This is a genomic window from Subtercola sp. Z020 (assembly GCF_002931235.1).
In the GTDB taxonomy this organism is placed as follows: domain Bacteria; phylum Actinomycetota; class Actinomycetes; order Actinomycetales; family Microbacteriaceae; genus Subtercola.
Map to the genome: position 1 here is coordinate 1 of NZ_PSTT01000087.1, position 17,327 is coordinate 17,327.

13 protein-coding genes and 1 pseudogene are annotated in these 17,327 nt (G+C 69.5%); 6 read left to right on the plus strand and 8 right to left on the minus strand.

The genetic code is table 11. The features are described from left to right. A pseudogene (locus C5B96_RS11235) lies at positions 1–1,430 on the minus strand (S9 family peptidase); the annotation flags it as partial. A gap of 94 nt (positions 1,431–1,524) precedes the next feature. Between C5B96_RS11235 and C5B96_RS11240 the strand changes: the two are divergent. Beyond that, positions 1,525–3,075, plus strand: coding sequence for a CYTH and CHAD domain-containing protein (locus tag C5B96_RS11240; RefSeq protein WP_158507170.1), 1,551 nt, complete (start codon positions 1,525–1,527; stop codon positions 3,073–3,075). Positions 3,076–3,077: 2 nt separating this feature from the next. Here the strand turns inward: C5B96_RS11240 and C5B96_RS11245 are convergent, their stop codons facing one another. From C5B96_RS11245 to C5B96_RS11270, 5 genes are all read right to left on the minus strand, one after another. Further along, positions 3,078–3,257 (minus strand): hypothetical protein, encoded by a 180-nt coding sequence (locus C5B96_RS11245; RefSeq protein ID WP_104245455.1) that lies wholly within the window; start codon positions 3,255–3,257, stop codon positions 3,078–3,080. A gap of 15 nt (positions 3,258–3,272) precedes the next feature. Next, positions 3,273–5,084: an amino acid transporter gene (locus C5B96_RS11250; RefSeq protein ID WP_233189158.1), complete on the minus strand. Its 1,812-nt coding sequence runs from the start codon at positions 5,082–5,084 to the stop codon at positions 3,273–3,275. Between the two features lie 273 nt (positions 5,085–5,357). After that, positions 5,358–6,212 (minus strand): alpha/beta hydrolase, encoded by an 855-nt coding sequence (locus C5B96_RS11260; RefSeq protein ID WP_104245456.1) that lies wholly within the window; start codon positions 6,210–6,212, stop codon positions 5,358–5,360. Between the two features lie 42 nt (positions 6,213–6,254). Next, positions 6,255–7,967 (minus strand): sodium:proton antiporter, encoded by a 1,713-nt coding sequence (locus C5B96_RS11265; RefSeq protein WP_104245457.1) that lies wholly within the window; start codon positions 7,965–7,967, stop codon positions 6,255–6,257. A gap of 38 nt (positions 7,968–8,005) precedes the next feature. Then, a complete protein-coding gene (locus C5B96_RS11270; protein ID WP_233189157.1) occupies positions 8,006–9,505 on the minus strand; it encodes an MFS transporter in 1,500 nt (499 codons plus the stop codon). 55 nt (positions 9,506–9,560) lie between these two features. Between C5B96_RS11270 and C5B96_RS11275 the strand changes: the two genes are divergently transcribed. From C5B96_RS11275 to C5B96_RS11290, 4 genes are all read left to right on the plus strand, one after another. Beyond that, positions 9,561–10,664: a Gfo/Idh/MocA family oxidoreductase gene (locus C5B96_RS11275; protein ID WP_104245458.1), complete on the plus strand. Its 1,104-nt coding sequence runs from the start codon at positions 9,561–9,563 to the stop codon at positions 10,662–10,664. A 10-nt stretch (positions 10,665–10,674) separates the two neighbouring features. Then, positions 10,675–11,562: an SDR family oxidoreductase gene (locus C5B96_RS11280; RefSeq protein WP_104245459.1), complete on the plus strand. Its 888-nt coding sequence runs from the start codon at positions 10,675–10,677 to the stop codon at positions 11,560–11,562. Continuing rightward, positions 11,559–12,959, plus strand: coding sequence for a carboxylesterase/lipase family protein (locus C5B96_RS11285; protein ID WP_104245460.1), 1,401 nt, complete (start codon positions 11,559–11,561; stop codon positions 12,957–12,959). The genes C5B96_RS11280 and C5B96_RS11285 overlap by 4 nt, the downstream gene beginning before the upstream one ends. A 176-nt stretch (positions 12,960–13,135) precedes the next feature. Then, positions 13,136–14,653, plus strand: coding sequence for an aspartate ammonia-lyase (locus C5B96_RS11290; protein WP_233189159.1), 1,518 nt, complete (start codon positions 13,136–13,138; stop codon positions 14,651–14,653). Between the two features lie 30 nt (positions 14,654–14,683). Here the strand turns inward: C5B96_RS11290 and C5B96_RS11295 are convergent, their stop codons facing one another. Both C5B96_RS11295 and C5B96_RS11300 read right to left on the minus strand, forming a co-directional pair. Beyond that, complete coding sequence (locus C5B96_RS11295) at positions 14,684–15,766, minus strand: YihY/virulence factor BrkB family protein (protein ID WP_158507171.1); 1,083 nt, start codon at positions 15,764–15,766, stop codon at positions 14,684–14,686. Continuing rightward, positions 15,763–16,287, minus strand: coding sequence for a DUF6328 family protein (locus tag C5B96_RS11300; protein ID WP_104245462.1), 525 nt, complete (start codon positions 16,285–16,287; stop codon positions 15,763–15,765). Before C5B96_RS11300 ends, C5B96_RS11295 begins: the two co-directional genes overlap by 4 nt. Positions 16,288–16,399: 112 nt before the next feature. Between C5B96_RS11300 and C5B96_RS11305 the strand changes: the two genes are divergently transcribed. Next, on the plus strand, positions 16,400–17,327 hold a 928-nt coding region (locus C5B96_RS11305; RefSeq protein WP_146078163.1), incomplete at its 3' end, for a PrsW family glutamic-type intramembrane protease.

Sequence of the window (17,327 nt, forward strand, 5' to 3'; positions counted from 1 at the left end):
GGGGAGTCGGCGGGGGAGCTGGCAGGGGCGCTGGCGGGCGCTTCGGCCCAGGCGCGACGCTGGGTGTAGAGCGAGGGGTCGTAGCCGCCCAGCACCGGCTGCTGCTTCAAGCGGCGCAGTTCGCCGGTCTCGAGCACGTAGTCGAAGACGGTCGAGGGCGTGACGAAAGAGGTGAAGCCGACGCGGAGGGTGGGCTGCGTCCACTCCGGGTTGCCGGCGGTGCCGACGGAGAAGAGCGGCTCGTCGAACGGGAGCTCTTCGAGCGGGCCGTAGCCGGAGGGGAGGGCGGGCGCGGTAGCTGCGGGTGTCTCCGCGTCGGCCGCCCCGTCGAGGCGGATGACTGCGACGCGGCTGAGGGCATCGCGGCGGTACTCCACGCTGAGGTGGGTGGCGAAGGCGTCGACGCTCTCGAGGCGCACCTCGGGGCTGTGCGCCAGCACGGTGCGCCAGCGCGCGGCGTCGAGCGGAGCATCCGGAGCCACTTCGACGAGCTCGAAGTTCTCACCGGTCGCATTGTGGGTGATGAGCAGGCGGTCGGCCGGCGCCGCTGCGCCCGCGATGACCGCGTGTTCGACCGAGTACTCCACACCCTCGACGCGCGGCCAGACGACCGCGAAGGAACCCTCGGGCGTCGCGGCGTCGAGCAGGCGGGTCTCGCTGGTGATGCTCGAGCCGATGTCGATCTGCAGGTAGCGCCGACTGCGGGTGAGCCCCACGCCGACCCAGTAGCGCTCGTCGGGCTCGGTGAAGACGGCGACGTCGGGGCCGCCCCCGCCGACCTCGTGCCGCCAGATGGTGTCGGGGCGCCAGGCGTCGTCGACGGTCGGGTAGAAGACGTACCGGCCGTCGGGGGAGAAGGTGGCGCCGGGCGCGGTGTTCTCGATGACGTCGGCGAGGTCGGCCCCCGTCGACAGGTCGCGGATGCGGAGGGTGTAGCGCTCATCGCCCACCGTGTCGACGGCGTAGGCGAGCAGTGAACCGTTCGCGCTGGTGTCGAAACTGCCGAGCGAGTAGAAGTCGGTGCCCTCGGCCTCGACGTTGTCGTCGAGCACGATCACCTCACCCGCAACGGCCACGCCCGCTTCGAGCCGGGGCGGGGTCCAGTCGTCGACACCGCTGATAGGGGCGCGGGTGTGCACACCGTACTGCTTGCCCTCGATCGTTCGCGTGTAGTACCACCAGTCGCCGTTACGCACCGGCACCGAGAGGTCGGTCTCCTGCGTTCGGGCCTTGATCTCGTCGAAGACCGACTGGCGGAGCGGTTCGAGGTGGGCGGTCTGCTGCTCGGTGTAGGCGTTCTCGGCCGTGAGATGGGCGATGACAGCCGGGTCGTCTTTCTGGCGCAGCCATTCGTACTCGTCGACGAGGGTGTCGCCGTGGTGGGTGCGTTCGAACGGAACCGTGGGTGCGACGGGGGGCTGTAGCGACATGCCTCAACCGTAGCCGGGTCGCCCGCGCAGCCACCCGACCGGCACCGATCTATGGAGAGAGTCACGCGCGGGCACAATGTGGAAAGGTGGAGGTATGAATCACCAGGTGCATGTGGAGATCGAGCGCAAGTACGAGGTCGGCGACCAGGCCGCCGTTCCCGACCTCACCGGAGTCGGGTCGATCGCTTCGGTCTCCGAGCCCGAGACCACCACCCTGAACGCGGTCTACTACGACACGGCCGACCTGCGCCTCGGCGCCCAGCGCATCGTGCTGCGCCGGCGCGAGGGCGGCAGCGACGAGGGCTGGCACATCAAGCTCCCGGGTGACGAGGGTCGCCTCGAGCTGCACTGGCCGCTCGGCGACGAACTGCCGATTCCGGATGCCGTGCTCGACCTGGTGCTGGTGCACGTGCGCGACACACCCCTCACGCCCGTCGCCCGGCTCACCACGACCCGCACCACCACCTGCCTCTTCGACGAGAACGGTGTGGCGCTCGCGGAGATCGCCGACGACCTCGTCTCGGCGGGCGACGTGGCGGCGGCCCAGCTGCGGGTCTGGCGGGAGTGGGAGGTCGAGCTCACCGACGATGCTCCCGGGTCGCCGAAGAAGCGCGCTGCCCTGCTCGACGCGATCGAGAAGGCGCTCGGGAGCGCGGGCGCCACCCCGGCCCGCAGCATCTCGAAGCTCGCCCACGCGCTCGGTCGCGACACCCTCGCCGAGCCGGCCCGCAGGCGGCCGAGCGGCGCCAAGAGCTCTGCGGGCGACGTGCTGAGAGCCGCCGTTGCCGAGCTGACCGCCCGCCTCAAGGAGGCCGACCCGCTGGTGCGCCAGGACGAAGCGGGGGCGGTGCACACGATGCGGGCATCCGTTCGCCGCCTGCGGAGCGTGCTGGCCACCTACCGTTCGGTGCTCGACTCCGACGAGGCCCAGCGCCTCGAACGCGAGCTGCGCGCGCTCGGCACGGTGCTGGGAGATGCCCGCGACCCGCAGGTCATGCACGATCGCGCCCGCAACCTCGTGCGCTCCCAGGCGAAGAAGCGCATGCACGAAGCCGTTCTCGACCGGCTGGTGGCCCAGAAGGATGCGGAGTACCACCGCTCACTCGGCTACCTGCACCGCATCTTGTCGAGCCCTCGCTACTTCCGGCTTCTGGATGCCCTGGAGGCGTTCAGCGAGACCGTCGCTTTCGGCCCCCGCGCCGACGGCCGCGCGTCGAAGGTGCTGGCCAAGCCGATCGCGCACGACTTCGCGCGCGTCAAGAAGCGCATGGCGGCCGTCAACGACGCAGCGAACGCCGAGGAGTGGAATGAGCGCATCCACCGGGTGCGGAAGGCCGCGCGGAGGCTCCGGTTCGGCGTCGAGGCCGTCAGCTCGGGCGACACCGCGATCTTCGGCGAGAAGGCCCAGCGCCTGGCCGCCGCGGCGGAGAAGGTGCAGGATGCCCTCGGGGAGTACCGCGACAGCATCCTGTTGCAGGCCCTGCTCGTGACCAGCTCGGAGACGGCGTTCGCCCAGGGTGAGAACACCTTCGGGTACGGCCGCCTGCACGCCCTGGAACAGCAGCGGGCGGACTACGCCATCGAGGACTACGCCCGCGCCCGCGGCCAGTTCAGGGCCGCGAAGAAGTGGGTGCCCGGGGCGTAGCCCTACGCGCCCGGCGCCTGGCCGTCGGCCGGGGTCGCCTCGGGCACGGGCAGCAGCCCGGCGTCTTCGAGGGATTCGTCGACCTGGGCCTGTTCGCGCCGGTCCTCCTGCTCCTCGATTTTGTCGCTGCTCTCGGGCACATCGGTGTTCTCGGAAACGTTGTCGGTGTTCGTGTCGCTCATGCAGAAATCCTACGCTCAGCTCACATGCACCGCAGGCCGGAGCTTCACGTCTTTCTCGGCCTCGCGCAGAACCTCCCGGGTCACCGGCGCCACTTCTCCGCTGCCCGTGATCAGGAAGCGCAGCATGTTCGACACCGGGTTGCCCTCTGTCCACTCGAAGTAGATCTCGGGAACGACACCGGTCTCGTCGCGGATGGTCAGCAGCACGACCGCGAGAGTGTTCGGCACGTTGCCGCTCCGCACCTCCAGCACGCGGTAGCCGTGCTTCGTGACGCCCCGCACCACCAGGTCTTCTTCGAAGTTCGACGAGTCGGCGGGGTACACCTCGATGAAGATGATCTTCGCCGAGTTCGGGATGTGGCTGTCGTGGCGTTCTTCCTTGTTCTTGATGCGGTATTCGAGCGCGCTGCCGTCGTCGGGCTCGTTGGCGATGAGATGGATGGTCTTCCGCTCGGCATCGTCCCGCAGAAAGCCGAGCGCCGTCTCGTCGAGCGTGACGGAGGTCGCCCGCAGCTGGAACGACCGCTGCACGCGGGACACCAGCGACACCACGAGGATCGCCAGGATGAACAGCGCAGCGATGCGCACACCGTCGGGCCGTTCGAACACGTTGGCGACCGTCGTGTAGAGAAAGACGAGGGCGACGATGCCGAAGCCGATCGTGCGCTTGCGCTGGCGCTGGCGCCGGGCAGACAGGGTCACGGCGACAGAGGCCGACGTGATGAGCACCAGGACACCCGTCGCGTAGGCGCCGCCCTGAGCGTCGACGTTCGCCTTGAAGGCCAGCGTGATGATGAACGCGATCCCCGTGAACACCAGCACCAGCGGGCGTACGGCGCGCACCCACTGCGGAGCCATGCCGTACCGCGGCAGGTACCGGGGCACCAGGTTCAGCAGGCCGGCCATCGCCGACGCGCCCGCGAACCACAGGATGGCGATGGTCGAGATGTCGTAGGCGGTGCCGAAGGCGCTGCCGAGGTATTCGTGGGCCAGGTAGGCGAGCGCCCGGCCGTTGGCCTCGCCGCCGGGCTGGAACTCGGCCTGCGGAATCAGCAGCGTCGTCACGAAACTCGACGTGATGAGGAAGGTGCTCATGATGAGCGCCGCGGTCGTCAGCAGCCGCCAGGTGCCCCGGATGCGACCGGTCGGCTGCTCGGGAGTGTCTGAGGGGCTGCCGGTGATCTGGGGCATCACCGCGACCCCGGTCTCGAAGCCCGAGAGCCCGAGGGCGAGTTTCGGGAAGACGATCAGCGCGATCCCGACCATGACGAGGGGGTTGCCGTGCTGCGCGTTCAGCGCCTCCCACCAGTTCGTGATCACGACGGTGTTCTCGAACACGTGCATGATCGACACCAGGACCACCACGAAGTTCAGCACGAGGTACACCGCCACCAGCACGGTCGCGATGCCGATGGCCTCTTTGAATCCGCGGATGAACACCGCACCCAGCAGCGCGACGAGGACGAGGGTGATGAGCACTTCGTTGCCGTGGAACCAGCTCGGGGCGAACGGATTCTCGATGGCGTGTGCCGCAGCATCCGCAGCCGAGAGCGTGATCGTGATCATGAAGTCGGTGGCGGCGAAGCCGAGCAGCACCAGAACGAAGAGCTTGCCGCCCCACCAGGGCAGCAGCCGTTCGAGCATCGCGATGGAGCCCTCGCCCTTGAAGCTTTCGCGGGCGACCCTGCGGTAGACCGGCAGGGCGCCGAAGAGGGTGAGGAGCAGAAGCACGATGGTGGCGAACGGGGAGAGCAGGCCTGCGGCCAGGGCTGCGATGGCCGGCTGGTAGCCCAGGGTCGAGAAGTAGTCCACGCCGGTGAGGCACATGACGCGCCACCAGGAGTGCGTCTTCTCGACCTTCACCCCGTACGAGCCCTGGTAGCGGCCGGACTGGTCGACCAGGCCCTGCAGCAGCCACTGCCGCACGCGGCCGCCGCGGCGTTCAGCCGGGTCGGCGACGACGTGATGGGCCGGCTCGGAGTCGGAGTCGGTGGTGCCGGTGGTCCCGGTGGTGCCGGTGGCGTCGGTAGTGCGGGCGGTGCCGGCGGTGCCGGCGGTGCCGGCAGTGCTGGTGTCGGTCACAGGATTCCTCCGGCTCGGTCAGTGCAGGTTCCACGCAGGAACGACATCGAAACCATCGGCCACAATACCCCGCTCGAAGAACGCCACGAGGTCGTCGAGGGCCCGCGGCGCGCTGCGTACCGCTCGCGGGTACTCCGTCCAGTCGAGCCGCGAGGGCGGGTACTCGATCGAACGCACCGCGACACCCGCCTCGCGGAGCAGTTCGGGCAGGTTCTGTGACGGGTCGAGCCGGCTGGCGCCCCGCGCACCGTACTGCTGCACGAGCGTGGCGGGCAGCTCGGCGACGAGCGCGACGAGCGATGTGCGGAGGGCGGAGGTGGTGGCCGGCGGCCCCACGAGCAGGTTGAAGTCGGGGGAGATGAGCGCCTGCCGCAGAAGCGGCGGCACACCGGGCGGCGGCTCGTCGCGTGCCCGCATCGCGGTGCGCGCAGCGAGCGCCCCACCGGTGCCGACCCCCAGCATCGCGATCTTCAGTGTCGGATGCTCGGCCACCGCCGCCAGGTAGGCCTGCCAGGCCGCCTCCCTGTCGTCGATCACCGACTCCGGGATCTGCACCGTCGTGACGCCGAGGGGGAGCCGGGCGGCGAGGGTGGAGGCCAGCCCGTCGCCGCTCCGCCGGCCGCGCTGGGCGACGGTGCGGGCATCCGGGAAGAACACGACGAGGGGGAGCGACTCGTCACCGGCGGCACTCTTCTGGCGCACGTGACGCAGGCGTACCGCGTCGAGCGGTGCCGCCAGCATGGGCTCGTCGGCGGTGAGGCCGGAGGGTCGCCTGGCCGTGTAGAGCCCACGCGTGAAGGGCACGTGCTCGATCGCCCACGAGGCCGCGCTCGCGCGCCGCGGCTCGCCGCCCTGCCCTGCCTCAGCACTCATCGAGGCCCACGATACCGCGCTCCGGCACCGTCGGGGTCGGCGTCAGGAACGGTTCCGCGTGACCGTCGACGTGTCGAGGGCGAGCTCTTCGGCGTCGAGCCCCTGCAGAACGCTCCGCATGACCTCCTCGTCGAGTTCACCGGCATTCCGCTGCTGCAGCACGATGCTCCGCCGGTAGTCGATGAGTTCACGCCGCAACTCGGTCAGCTGCGGCCCGCTCAAGTGCGGCTTCTCCACCTCTGCCGTGTCGAGGTCGGGTGCGTCGATGTCGAGCTGGTCGAGGTCGTTCTCTTCGAGCAGCACGGTCACCTGCCGCTCGTACTGCCGCTTCACGATGGCGATCGACTCGTCGAGCTCATCGAAGCCGTAGCGCTTGCCCCACTGCTCGCGGTGCTGGTCGATGTAGTCGTTCGTCTGGCGAACGGTGAGCTCGAAGATGCGCACCTCCTGCTCACCGTCGCGTTCCTCCTGCTCGTCGTCGATGACTCCGAGGCGCCGGATGACCCAGGGCAGCGTGAGTCCCTGCAGCAGAAGGGTTCCGACCGTGACGACGAACGCCACGAGCTTGATCGTCTCCCGCCCGGGAAATTCACCCGACGCGATCATCGACGGCACAGCGGCCGCCGCAGCGAGGGTGACCACTCCGCGCATCCCCGTCCACGAGACCACGATGAGTTCGCTCCGGCTGAACTGCGGTTGCAGCCGGTCGGCCTCCCTGCGGATGACGGGCAGGTTCCGGATGCCCGGCAGCCGCTTGAGCAGGCGCCGCTGCCCCTTCGTGCGGTAGTAGGTCGCGAACACATATGCGGGCCGCACCAGGATCACGACCAGGAACACCGCGCCGGCGAGAACCGCGGAGCGCGTTAGCCCCAGGTCGCTCGACGCCACGTCTGTCACAACATCGGCTACCTGCAGGCCGATCAGCGCGAAGACGAAACCCTCCAGCAGCAGGTCGATCGAGGCCCACACGGGTCGCTCCTGCAAGCGGGTCTGGTAGCCGGTCTTCGGCGAGTTGTACCCGATGTAGAGCCCGGCGGCGACGACGGCGAGCACGCCCGATCCACCCAGCGCCTCCCCGGCGGCGTACGCGGCGAACGGAACGAGCAGGCCCATGGTGGTGCCGACGAGGGAGTCGCCGAGGCGGGTGCGCACGAACTGCACGACGATGCCGATCACCAGACCGACCGCGAGGCCCACCACAACGGCGACCACGAACATCCAGAGCACACCACCGAAGCTGATCGCCGAACCGGCGAGTATCGCGACGAACACCTTGAACAGGGTGAGCGAGGCGGCGTCGTTGATGAGGCTCTCGCCCGAGAGCACCGTCATCACCCGGCGGGGCAGGCCGAGCCGGCGGCCGATCGACGATGCAGAGACGGCGTCGGGCGGCGAGACCACGGCCCCGAGCAGCAGGGCGCCCGGCAGGGTGAGGGCCGGCACGATCCACCACGCCACGAGCCCCACCACGAGGGCGGTCACGATGACGAGGCCGATGCCGAGCCGGCGGATCTGCCGGAGGCTCTGCGTGAAGTTCTGGAACGAGACGTCGAGCGCCGCCGAGAAGAGCAGCGGCGGCAGGATGACCGTCAGAACGATCTCGGAGTCGATCTCGACGACGGGAACGCCGGGGATGAACGACACCCCGAGCGCCACAGCGACGACCAGCAGCGGAGCGGGCCAGCCGCGCCAGCGGGCGAAGGCGCTCACGACGAGCGACCCCGCCAGAATGAGCAGCAGCTCAGGGGTTTCCATGTTTCACCACCCTACGCAGCAGGTCGGGGTCGGGGGAGTCAGTTGACAGCGACGGGCTCCGACGACTTCTGCACCACCGGGATGCTGGCCGTCGAGGAGGCCGGCTCGTGCCGCGGGATCAGGAAGGCCAGAACGGTGCCGGCGAGAGCGACGACCGCCGCGATGAGGAAGCACAGTTGGAAGGCCGAGGCCGTCGGGATGGCGTGGCCGTTCGAGACGACGGTGCTCGACGCGAGCACCAGGCCGAGCACCGCAGCAGCCACGGTGGAGCCGAGGCTCCGCATCACGGAGTTCAGTCCGTTCGCCGCCGCCGTCTCGCTGGCCGGCACCGCGCGCATGATGAGCGTCGGCATGGCGGCGTAGGCGAAACCGACGCCGATTCCCACCACCGTGGCGATCAGAACGGCGTGCCACACCTCGGTCATCAGGCCGATCGCCAGTGCGTAGGCGATGACGATGAAGACGCCGCCGATCACCAGGCTCGTGCGCGGGCCGCGTGCGGCACTCAGGCGGGCCGCGACCGGGGAGAGGAAGAACATCACCAGGCCGCTCGGCGTGAGGGCGAGGCTCGCGACGAGCAGCGTCTGGCCGAGGCCGACGCCCGTGGTCGTGGGCGCTTCGAGCAGCTGCGGCAGTACGGCGGCGCTGGCGAAGAAAGCGAATCCGACGGTGATCGACGCCAGGTTGGTGAGCAGAACGGCTCGTCGCGCCGCGATCCGCAGGTCGACGAGCGGGTTCTCGGTGCGCAGTTCGTACACGCCCCACAGAACGAGCACCACGGCGCCGCCCACGAGCATCCCGAGTGTCAGCAGGCTGCCCCAGCCCCACTCGCTGCCCTTCGACACGGCGAGCAGGATGCCCACCAGGCCGATCGCGAAGAGCACCGCCCCGGGGTAGTCGAACGAACCGCCGGTACGGAGGGTGCTGACCGGCACGACGGTGTAGACGAGGACCAGCGCCAGGGCCGCGAGGGCCGTCGCCAGCCAGAACAGCACGTGCCAGTCGAGGTTCTGCGCGATGAGGGCGGAGATGGGGAGACCGACGGCGCCGCCGATGCCGAGCGTCGCACTGACCAGGGCGACCGCGCCGCCGAGGCGTTTCGGGTGCAGCACATCGCGGAGGATGCTCACGCCGAGCGCGATCACGCCGAGCCCGGTGCCCTGCAGCACCCGTCCGAGGATCATCGGCAGGATCTCGTTCGACAGCGCAGAGATGACCGAGCCGACCAGGAGCAGCACGAGCAGCACCATGACGATGCGGCGCTTGCCGTACATGTCGCCGAGGCGCCCGCTGATCGGCGTCGAGATGGCGGCGGCGAGCAGTGTCGCCGTGAGCACCCAGGTCGCGTCGGAGGGGCTGGTGTTCAGCAGCTGGGGGAGTTGCGGCACGATGGGCGTGACGAGGGTCTGCATGAAAGCGGCGATGAGACCGGTGAAGGCCAGGGTGAAGATGATGGCCCGTTCGTTCTCGGGGCGGGTGAGCCGCTTCTTCTCGCGCGCGGTCAGGATGCCCGAAGGGCGGTTTTCGGGATCAGTCACCTTGGGGGCAACCGTGAGCTCTGTGGGAGTATTCCGAATTCGTTAGTGTTGCTGAATGAACTACACCCCACCCCCTGCTGAGGCCCCGATCCGCACGGCTGTGCTCGGATTCGGGCTGTCGGGCCGGGTCTTCCACGCCCCCTTCCTCGCTGCAGACGACAGTTTCGAGCTCAGCGTTATCGTCACCGGTGACGCCGGTCGGCAGGCCGAGGCCCGGCGCCTGCACCCGGGCGCCCGCGTGGTCGACTCTGCCGGGCAGGTATTCGCCGCCGTCGCCGAGGGGTCGCTCGACCTCGACCTCGTGGTGATCGGCACTCCGCCGGCGACCCACCGCGATCTCGCCGTCAGGGCGATCGAGGCGGGTCTCGCGGTCGTGGTCGACAAACCCTTCGCCGTCTCGTCGACCGAGGGCGAAGAGGTGGTGGCACTCGCCGCCGAGCGCGGGGTGCCCCTGACCGTGTTCCAGAACCGACGGTGGGATGCCGACTTCCTCACCCTGCAGGCGATCATCGGCGACAGCGAGCTGGGCGACGGTTCCCTTGGCGACGTGTTCCGGTTCGAGTCGCGGTTCGAGTGGTTCAAGCCTGAGGGAGCGCGGTCGTGGAAGGCGGAGGCGACGACGGCAGAGGGCGGCGGCATCCTGTTCGATCTCGGCACACACCTGCTCGACCAGGCGCTCCGGCTGTTCGGCCCCGTCGATCGCGTCACCGCCGAGCTCGCGACCCGGCATCCGCGATCCTCCGCAGAAGACGACGCCTTCGTTGCGCTGCAGCACCGTTCGGGGGTGACCAGCCACCTCTGGATGAACTCGCTCGCCGCCCAGAAGGGAGCGCGCTTCCACGTGCTCGGTCGTGAGAGCGCCTATACGAAGTGGGGGCTCGACGGGCAGGAGGCTGCGCTGAAGGGTGGGGCGCTGCCGACCGACGAGGGCTTCGGCGTCGAACCCCGTGAGGCGTGGGGAGTGCTCGGCGTCGACGGGCAGCAGGGCGGTCTGGTGCCTGTGGAACCCGCCCGGGGTGACTACGGCGGCTTCTACCGCCAGCTGGCCGCGGCGCTCGTCTCGGGGGAGCCCCTGCCGGTCGACCCGCGCGACGCCCTCGATGTGCTGCGGCTCATCGAGGAGATCCGCCGCAGCGAGGAGCTGCAGCGCACGGCGTAGGGTTTCTGGGATGACAGGAAACACTCTGACAGACAGCCCGACGCCCGAGACCCCCGCCCTGACGATCGGGGTGACCGGTGCGACAGGCCGCATCGGTGGGGGCGTGGCATCCCGTCTCGACGCCGTGGGGCGGGCCTTCCGGATGATCGTGCGTGACGCCTCCCGGGCGCCCACGTTCGACTCGCTCGACGTGACCGTCGGGGTGACCGAATACCGCGACCCCCACGCCGCCCGCGCTGCGCTCGAGGGTGTCGACGTTCTCTTCATGGTGTCGGCCGCCGAGTCAGCGGACCGGGTGGCGGAACACGTGCAGTTCGTGCAGTCGGCCATCGAGGCGGGGGTCGGCCACATCGTCTACACCTCGTTCGTGGGGGCGGGGCCGCACGCCTCGTTCACCCTCGCTCGCGACCACGGGGAGACCGAAGAGGTCATCCGCGCCAGCGGGGTCGACTACACCTTCCTGCGCGACAACTTCTACCTCGATCTGCTGCCGCAGTGGGCCGACGCCGACGGCGTCATCCGCGGGCCGGCCGGTGAGGGGCGCATGGCCGCGGTGGCCCGCGACGATGTGGCGGATGTCGCGGCGCTCGTTCTGCAGAATCCGGCGGCCCACCGGGGCGCCGTCTACGAACTGACCGGTCGCGAGGCGATCAGTTTCGGCGACGTCGCGAGGCGCGCCCGGGCGGTGACCGGCCGGCCGCTCACCTTCGTCGACGAGACGGTGGAGGAGGCGTACGCCTCCCGCGCGCACTTCGGCGCGCCGGCCTTCATGGTCGACGCGTGGGTCAGCACCTACACCGGGGTGCGGGACGGCGAGCTCGAGAAGGTGACCGGCGACGTGGAACGGCTGACCGGGCATCCGGCCCGCACCCTCGAAGACGTTCTGGCGGGTCGATGACCGACGAGGCCACCGAACTGTATCTGCGCGCGCCCGGCGCCGGGCCGCGCGTCGACGTCGAGACGCCGAACGGAACCCTGCGGGGGTCGGCAGAGGGCGACCTGCTCCGCTTCCGGGGCATCCGCTACGCGAGCGCCGACCGGTTCGCCCCTCCGGTGGCCGAGCCGGCGTGGACCGGGGTGCGCGAGGCACTGGTCGAGGGGCCGACGTGCCCGCAGCCCCGATTCGGGATGGTGATCCTCGCCCAGCCCAAGCGCATCCCGCCGATGAGCGAGAACTGCCACTTTCTGAACATCACGGCCCCGGCCGACGCGACACCCGACGCGCCGAAGCCGGTCATGGTCTGGATCCACGGCGGCTCGTACGTCAACGGGTCGGGCGGGGGAGAGATCTACGACCCCTCCCGTCTCGTTCGGAACGGCGACGTCATCGTGGTCGGCATCAACTACCGGCTCGGCGTCTTCGGCTACCTGCCGCTCCCGGGGGTCGCAGAGGCCAACCTCGGGGTGCGCGACCAGCTGATGGCGCTGCAGTGGGTGCACGACAACATCGCCTCGTTCGGCGGCGACCCTGAGCGGGTCACCCTGTTCGGCCAGTCGGCCGGCGCCGACTCGATCGTGCAGTTGCTGGCGATGCCGGAGGCCGACCACCTGTATACGCGCGTGATCGTGCAGAGTGCGCCGCTCGGTCTCGACAAGGGGCGGGAGGCCATCGCGGAACAGCTCGGCCGGAACGTTCTCGCGGCGCTCGAGCCGGGGGTGACGCCGGCGACGGCGACCGAGGAGCAGCTGATCGCGGCGCAACTCGAAGCCACGGGCGGCATCACCGGCGACCGCCTGAGCGTGGGGATGCCCTACGCCCCGACGCCCGGCGTCTGGCCCGTGGCGTCGACGGCCGACCGGTCGGAGCGATTGGCGAAACGCGCCGCAGAGGTCGAGGTGCTGATCGGCTACGCCCGAGACGACTTCACCCCGTTCTTCGAGTCGGTGCCCGCCCTCCGCAGGGCGCAGGAATCCGCGATCCTCCGCCCGGCGACCGTGCCAGTGGCCGCCGAGCTCACCCGGCGCGTCTTCGGCGCCCCCGCGCTCGCGCTCGCGAAACTGCTGGCCGAGAGCGGAGGCACGGTGTACACCTACCGCTTCGACTGGCGCCCGAAGGGTACGCCGTGGGGTGCCTGCCACTGCATCGACCTGCCTTTCGTCTGGGCCGACGAGCGGTTCTGGCGCGGTTCGCCGATGCTCGGCGGTACGGCCTGGTCAGACCTCGAAGCCTTCGGGGTCGTCGTGCAGCGGCAGTGGGCGCGCTTCGCCCGCGAAGGGGTTCCGGATGCCGGCTGGCCGACGTATGAGGCCAAGCGGCCCATCGGGCGCAGGATCGACTTCGCCCGGCGCAGCTGATCTCCGTGTAACCACCCTTCACGCAGAAGAAAGATGCGTTCATCCGTGGAATCCTCAGAGATGGGCACGAGGCGAGTAACGTCATGGGGGTGCTGAAGACCGACCCCGACGACGCGACCATCCCTTCCGACACCGACACCGACACCGACACCGACACGACCCCTGCCGACACACCCCTGACGAGAACCGAGACGGACTCGATCGGGTCGGCCGAGATCCCGTTCGACGCCTACTGGGGCATCCACACTGCCCGGGCGCTCGAGAACTTCCCGATCAGCCGCAGACCCATCTCGGTGTACTCCGACCTCGTCGACGCGCTCGTGATCGTCAAGCAGGCTGCGGCGCGCGCGAACGCCGAGATCGGCGTGCTGGAGCCCGAGAAGGCCCGCGTCATCGACGAGGCGTGCAAGCTCGTGCGGAACGGGGCGTACCACGACCAGTTCGTCGTCGGCGTGATCCAGGGCGGTGCCGGCACCTCGACGAACATGAACGCCAACGAGGTACTCGCCAACATCGGCCTGGAACTGATGGGGGAGGCCAAGGGCCGCTACGACCTGCTGCATCCCCTCGACGACGTGAACCGCAGCCAGAGCACGAACGACGTGTACCCCACCGCGGTCAAACTGGCGCTGTGCTTCGGCCTGAACGACCTGCTCGTCGAACACGACCTCCTGCGGCAGAGTTTCGGGCGGAAGGGCGTGGAGTTCAACGACGTGCTGAAGATCGGCCGCACCCAGCTGCAGGATGCGGTGCCGATGACGCTCGGCCAGGAGTTCCACGGCTTCGCCACCACCCTCGGCGAAGACAACGACCGCATGGAGGAGACGGTACCGCTGCTCTGGGAGATCAACCTCGGAGCCACCGCCATCGGCACGGGCATCACAGCCGATCCACGCTACGCCGATTCGGTGCGGCGGCACCTCCGTGAGCTGACGGGCTTCGAGTACGTGACGGCGCCCGACCTCATCGAGGCCACGAGCGACGCCGGTGTGTTCATGCAGCTGTCGGGCATCCTGAAGCGGTCGGCGATCAAGCTCTCGAAGATCTGCAACGACCTGCGCCTGCTCTCCAGCGGCCCCCAGGCCGGGTTCGGCGAGATCAACCTGCCGCCCCGGCAGGCCGGGTCGAGCATCATGCCGGGCAAGGTCAACCCGGTGATCCCCGAGGTCGTCAACCAGATCGCGTTCTCGGTCGCGGGCGCCGACGTCACCGTGACGATGGCGGCCGAGGGCGGCCAACTGCAGCTGAACGCCTTCGAGCCGGTGATCGCCCACTCCCTGCTGCAGAGCCTCGCCTGGCTGACCCAGGGCTGCTACACGCTGCGGGTCAACTGCATCGACGGCATCACGGCGAACGTCGAGCGGCTCGACCGGCTCGTGTCGACCTCGGTCGGTGTGGTGACGGCACTGACGCCGTACATCGGCTACTCAGCGTCGTCGGCGCTCGCGAAGACGGCGCTGCTGACTGGGCGGAACATCGCCGACCTGGTGGTGGAGGCCGACCTGATGACCCGGGAACGCGTCACCAAACTGCTCTCCCCGGCGCGGCTCTCCGGCCTCGAGACGATCACGAGCTCGATACCGATCGTGGGAGCGGCCGACATCGCTCTCGCGCAGGGCGGCGAGGCCGGGCCGTCGGTGGTCAGCGCCGATGCCGAAGCCGTGCTGAACCCGGGCGAGCCCGACCTCGACTGACCCGAGAAGCCTGCCCGGGCGGCGCGTGGCTCAGATCTCGTAGTCGGGGTCGGCCAGCTCCACCGCCCGAGTGCGGATCTCCCTGCCCTCGCTGATGTCGTGGTCGAGCCGCCGTTCGAGAATGACGTTCCGCTGCAGGTCGCGCGGAACGATCGGGATGCTCTGCTCGGCCTCGACGCCCTTGAGGAGTTCACGCGCCCGCGTGAGCTCCGCATCCACCTCGACGCCGATCACCAGCACCAGGTTCGACAGGAACAGCCAGATCAGCGTCAAAATGGCACCGCCGAGCAGACCGTAGAACTGGTCGTACGCGGCGAAGTTCGAGACGTAGATCGAGTACCCGGCCGTGGTGAGGGCCCAGGCCGCGATCGAGAACGTCGCGCCGAGCGAGAGCCAGCGCACGCGCGGCCGGCGGATGTTCGGGGTGCCGTAGTAGAGCACCACCACCGAGAAGACGGCCAGCAGGGCGAGCACCGGCCACTTGAGCACGTTCCACACATCGGCCGCGATCGGCGGCCAGTGCATCGACGAGACGATGGTGCCGGCGATGCTGGGGGTGATGATGATCGTGACGGTGATGGCGAAGAGCATCACGATCAGCGCGAGGGCCTCGATCAGCATCAGCAGGCGCAGCTTGAAGAAGCGCCGGCCCTCCTCGATCTCGTAGACCGAGTTCACCATCCGGCCGAACGCCGTGGCGTAGCTGCCGACGGTCCAGAGGGTCAGGGCGGAGCCGGCGACCAGCGTGATCACCGGATCGGGCATCTGGGTGAACTGTTCGAGAGCGAGCCTCGTCGTGTCGAGTGTCGCCTGCGGAATGAACGAGTCGATCACACTGAGAATCACCTTGACGACGTCGCCGCGGGGGTCGAGGAGTGAGACGACAGACACGACCGCCAGTACGGAGGGGAAGACGGCGAGCGCCGCATAGAACGTGAGGGCGGCGCCCGAGTCGATGCCGCGGTGGCGGAAGAAGCCGTGATAGGTGCGACGGGCCGCATAGAAGAGGGCCCGGCGGTCGAGTTCGCGGTATTCGGCATGGCTGCTGCGGTGCCGGAGGCCCGGGTTCGCGATGCCGGCGAGAGGGTTGAGCGTCTCGTCGTCTGCCGTCACCGGTCGGCCGTCTCCGTCGGGCGGCCGCCGCGGGCCTCCCGCGCGCTGCGTCGGCGCACCGCGAGCGGCAGGGCTACCCAGAGGGCGGCCAGCACGACCAGCGCGACGATGCCGACGAGCAGCCCGACCGTGTCGCCGCCGACGACGTCGAAGACGAAGACCACGGTTCCGGTCAGCACGAGCGAGACCACCGCCAGGGTCACGATGGCCAGGCGGTTGCCGATGGTGACGATCTGTTTCTTCGCCCCGAGACGAAAGAGGGCGCGGTGCACGCTGACCGGGGCCAGGGCGAGGGCGGTGGCCAGGGCCGCGCCGACGACGAGCGCGAGGTAGAGGCCGGTCTGGAAGGCCGTCAGGTCGGCGAACCGCGCCTGGAACGGAAGAGTGAGCAGAAACCCGGTGAGAATCTGGGTGCCGGTCTGGATGACGCGCAGCTCCTGCAGGATCTCGCTCCAGTTGCGTTCGAGCCGTTCCTTCTCCGGCTCGGGTGCGCCGGGCGCGCGGCCCTCGGAATCGCTCATGCAGGAATTTTACCCGGGAACAGTTGATGTGGAGGTCTCGCGCTCGGTCGACGGCTCGTGCGCCCGGCCGTACCCGGCTAGAGTGGAACCGCCGCCCATCTGAGGAATCATCATGACGACAGGTCTTCCCGCACAGCCCGACCAGCCCCGGCCCGATCGCCCGCAGCCCGATCGCCCGCAGCCCGATCGCCCGCAGCCCGACCACCCGCAGGCTGCCACGCCCGTCTACGCTGCCACGCCCGAAGCCGGTGCGCGACGCAGGCCGGTCAGCACGGCTTTCGTTCTCGGCGTGGTCGCGATCTGCGTGCTCAGCTTCCTGTTTCTCCTGGTGATCGGCTACGTGGTGCTCTCGGTCGGGCCGGCTGCCGCCCTCATCTGTGGTCTTCTCGCGCTCGTTCCGCTGACGGCGGTTCTGCTCGTCGTGCGGCTGATCGACCGGTGGGAGCCGGAGCCGCGTGGAGCCCTCTGGTTCGCCCTCCTCTGGGGTGCCGCGGCCTCCGTCACCCTCGCGCTCCTCGTCGACGCCGGGGTGCAACTGTTCGTCTACGCCGCCAGCGACGGGCAGGCCCTGCCGAGCGACACGTTCGGCGCAGTCGTGCAGGCGCCGCTCGTCGAAGAGTCGGCGAAGGGGCTCGGGGTGCTGCTGATCTTCCTCGTGCTGCGACGCACGTTCGACGGGCCGGTCGACGGGCTCGTCTACGCGGCGACGGTCGCCGGCGGGTTCGCGTTCACCGAGAACATCCTCTACTTCGGCTCGTCCCTCGTCGAGGGCGGCGGCGTCTCGCTCGGGGTGACGTTCGCGCTCCGGGGCATCATGGGGCCGTTCGCGCACGTCATGTTCACGGCCTGCACGGGTATCGCGCTCGGCCTGGCCTCACGCAGGCGGGGTTTCTGGCCGGCCGCCGGGCTCTTCCTGCTCGGGCTGTTCTGCGCGATGCTGCTGCACGCGCTCTGGAACGGCACGACCGTCGTCGCCGACGGTCTCGAGGGCTTCCTGTTCGCCTATGCCGTCATCCAGGTGCCGCTGTTCGCCGGGGCGA

Coding starts and splice junctions, on each gene's coding strand:
- C5B96_RS11240 (WP_158507170.1), top strand. CDS start 1,525: ATGAATCACCAGGTGCATGTGGAGATCGAGCGCAAGTACGAGGTCGGC.
- C5B96_RS11245 (WP_104245455.1), bottom strand. CDS start 3,257: ATGAGCGACACGAACACCGACAACGTTTCCGAGAACACCGATGTGCCC.
- C5B96_RS11250 (WP_233189158.1), bottom strand. CDS start 5,084: ATGTGCCTCACCGGCGTGGACTACTTCTCGACCCTGGGCTACCAGCCG.
- C5B96_RS11260 (WP_104245456.1), bottom strand. CDS start 6,212: ATGAGTGCTGAGGCAGGGCAGGGCGGCGAGCCGCGGCGCGCGAGCGCG.
- C5B96_RS11265 (WP_104245457.1), bottom strand. CDS start 7,967: ATGGAAACCCCTGAGCTGCTGCTCATTCTGGCGGGGTCGCTCGTCGTG.
- C5B96_RS11275 (WP_104245458.1), top strand. CDS start 9,561: ATGAACTACACCCCACCCCCTGCTGAGGCCCCGATCCGCACGGCTGTG.
- C5B96_RS11280 (WP_104245459.1), top strand. CDS start 10,675: ATGACAGGAAACACTCTGACAGACAGCCCGACGCCCGAGACCCCCGCC.
- C5B96_RS11285 (WP_104245460.1), top strand. CDS start 11,559: ATGACCGACGAGGCCACCGAACTGTATCTGCGCGCGCCCGGCGCCGGG.
- C5B96_RS11300 (WP_104245462.1), bottom strand. CDS start 16,287: ATGAGCGATTCCGAGGGCCGCGCGCCCGGCGCACCCGAGCCGGAGAAG.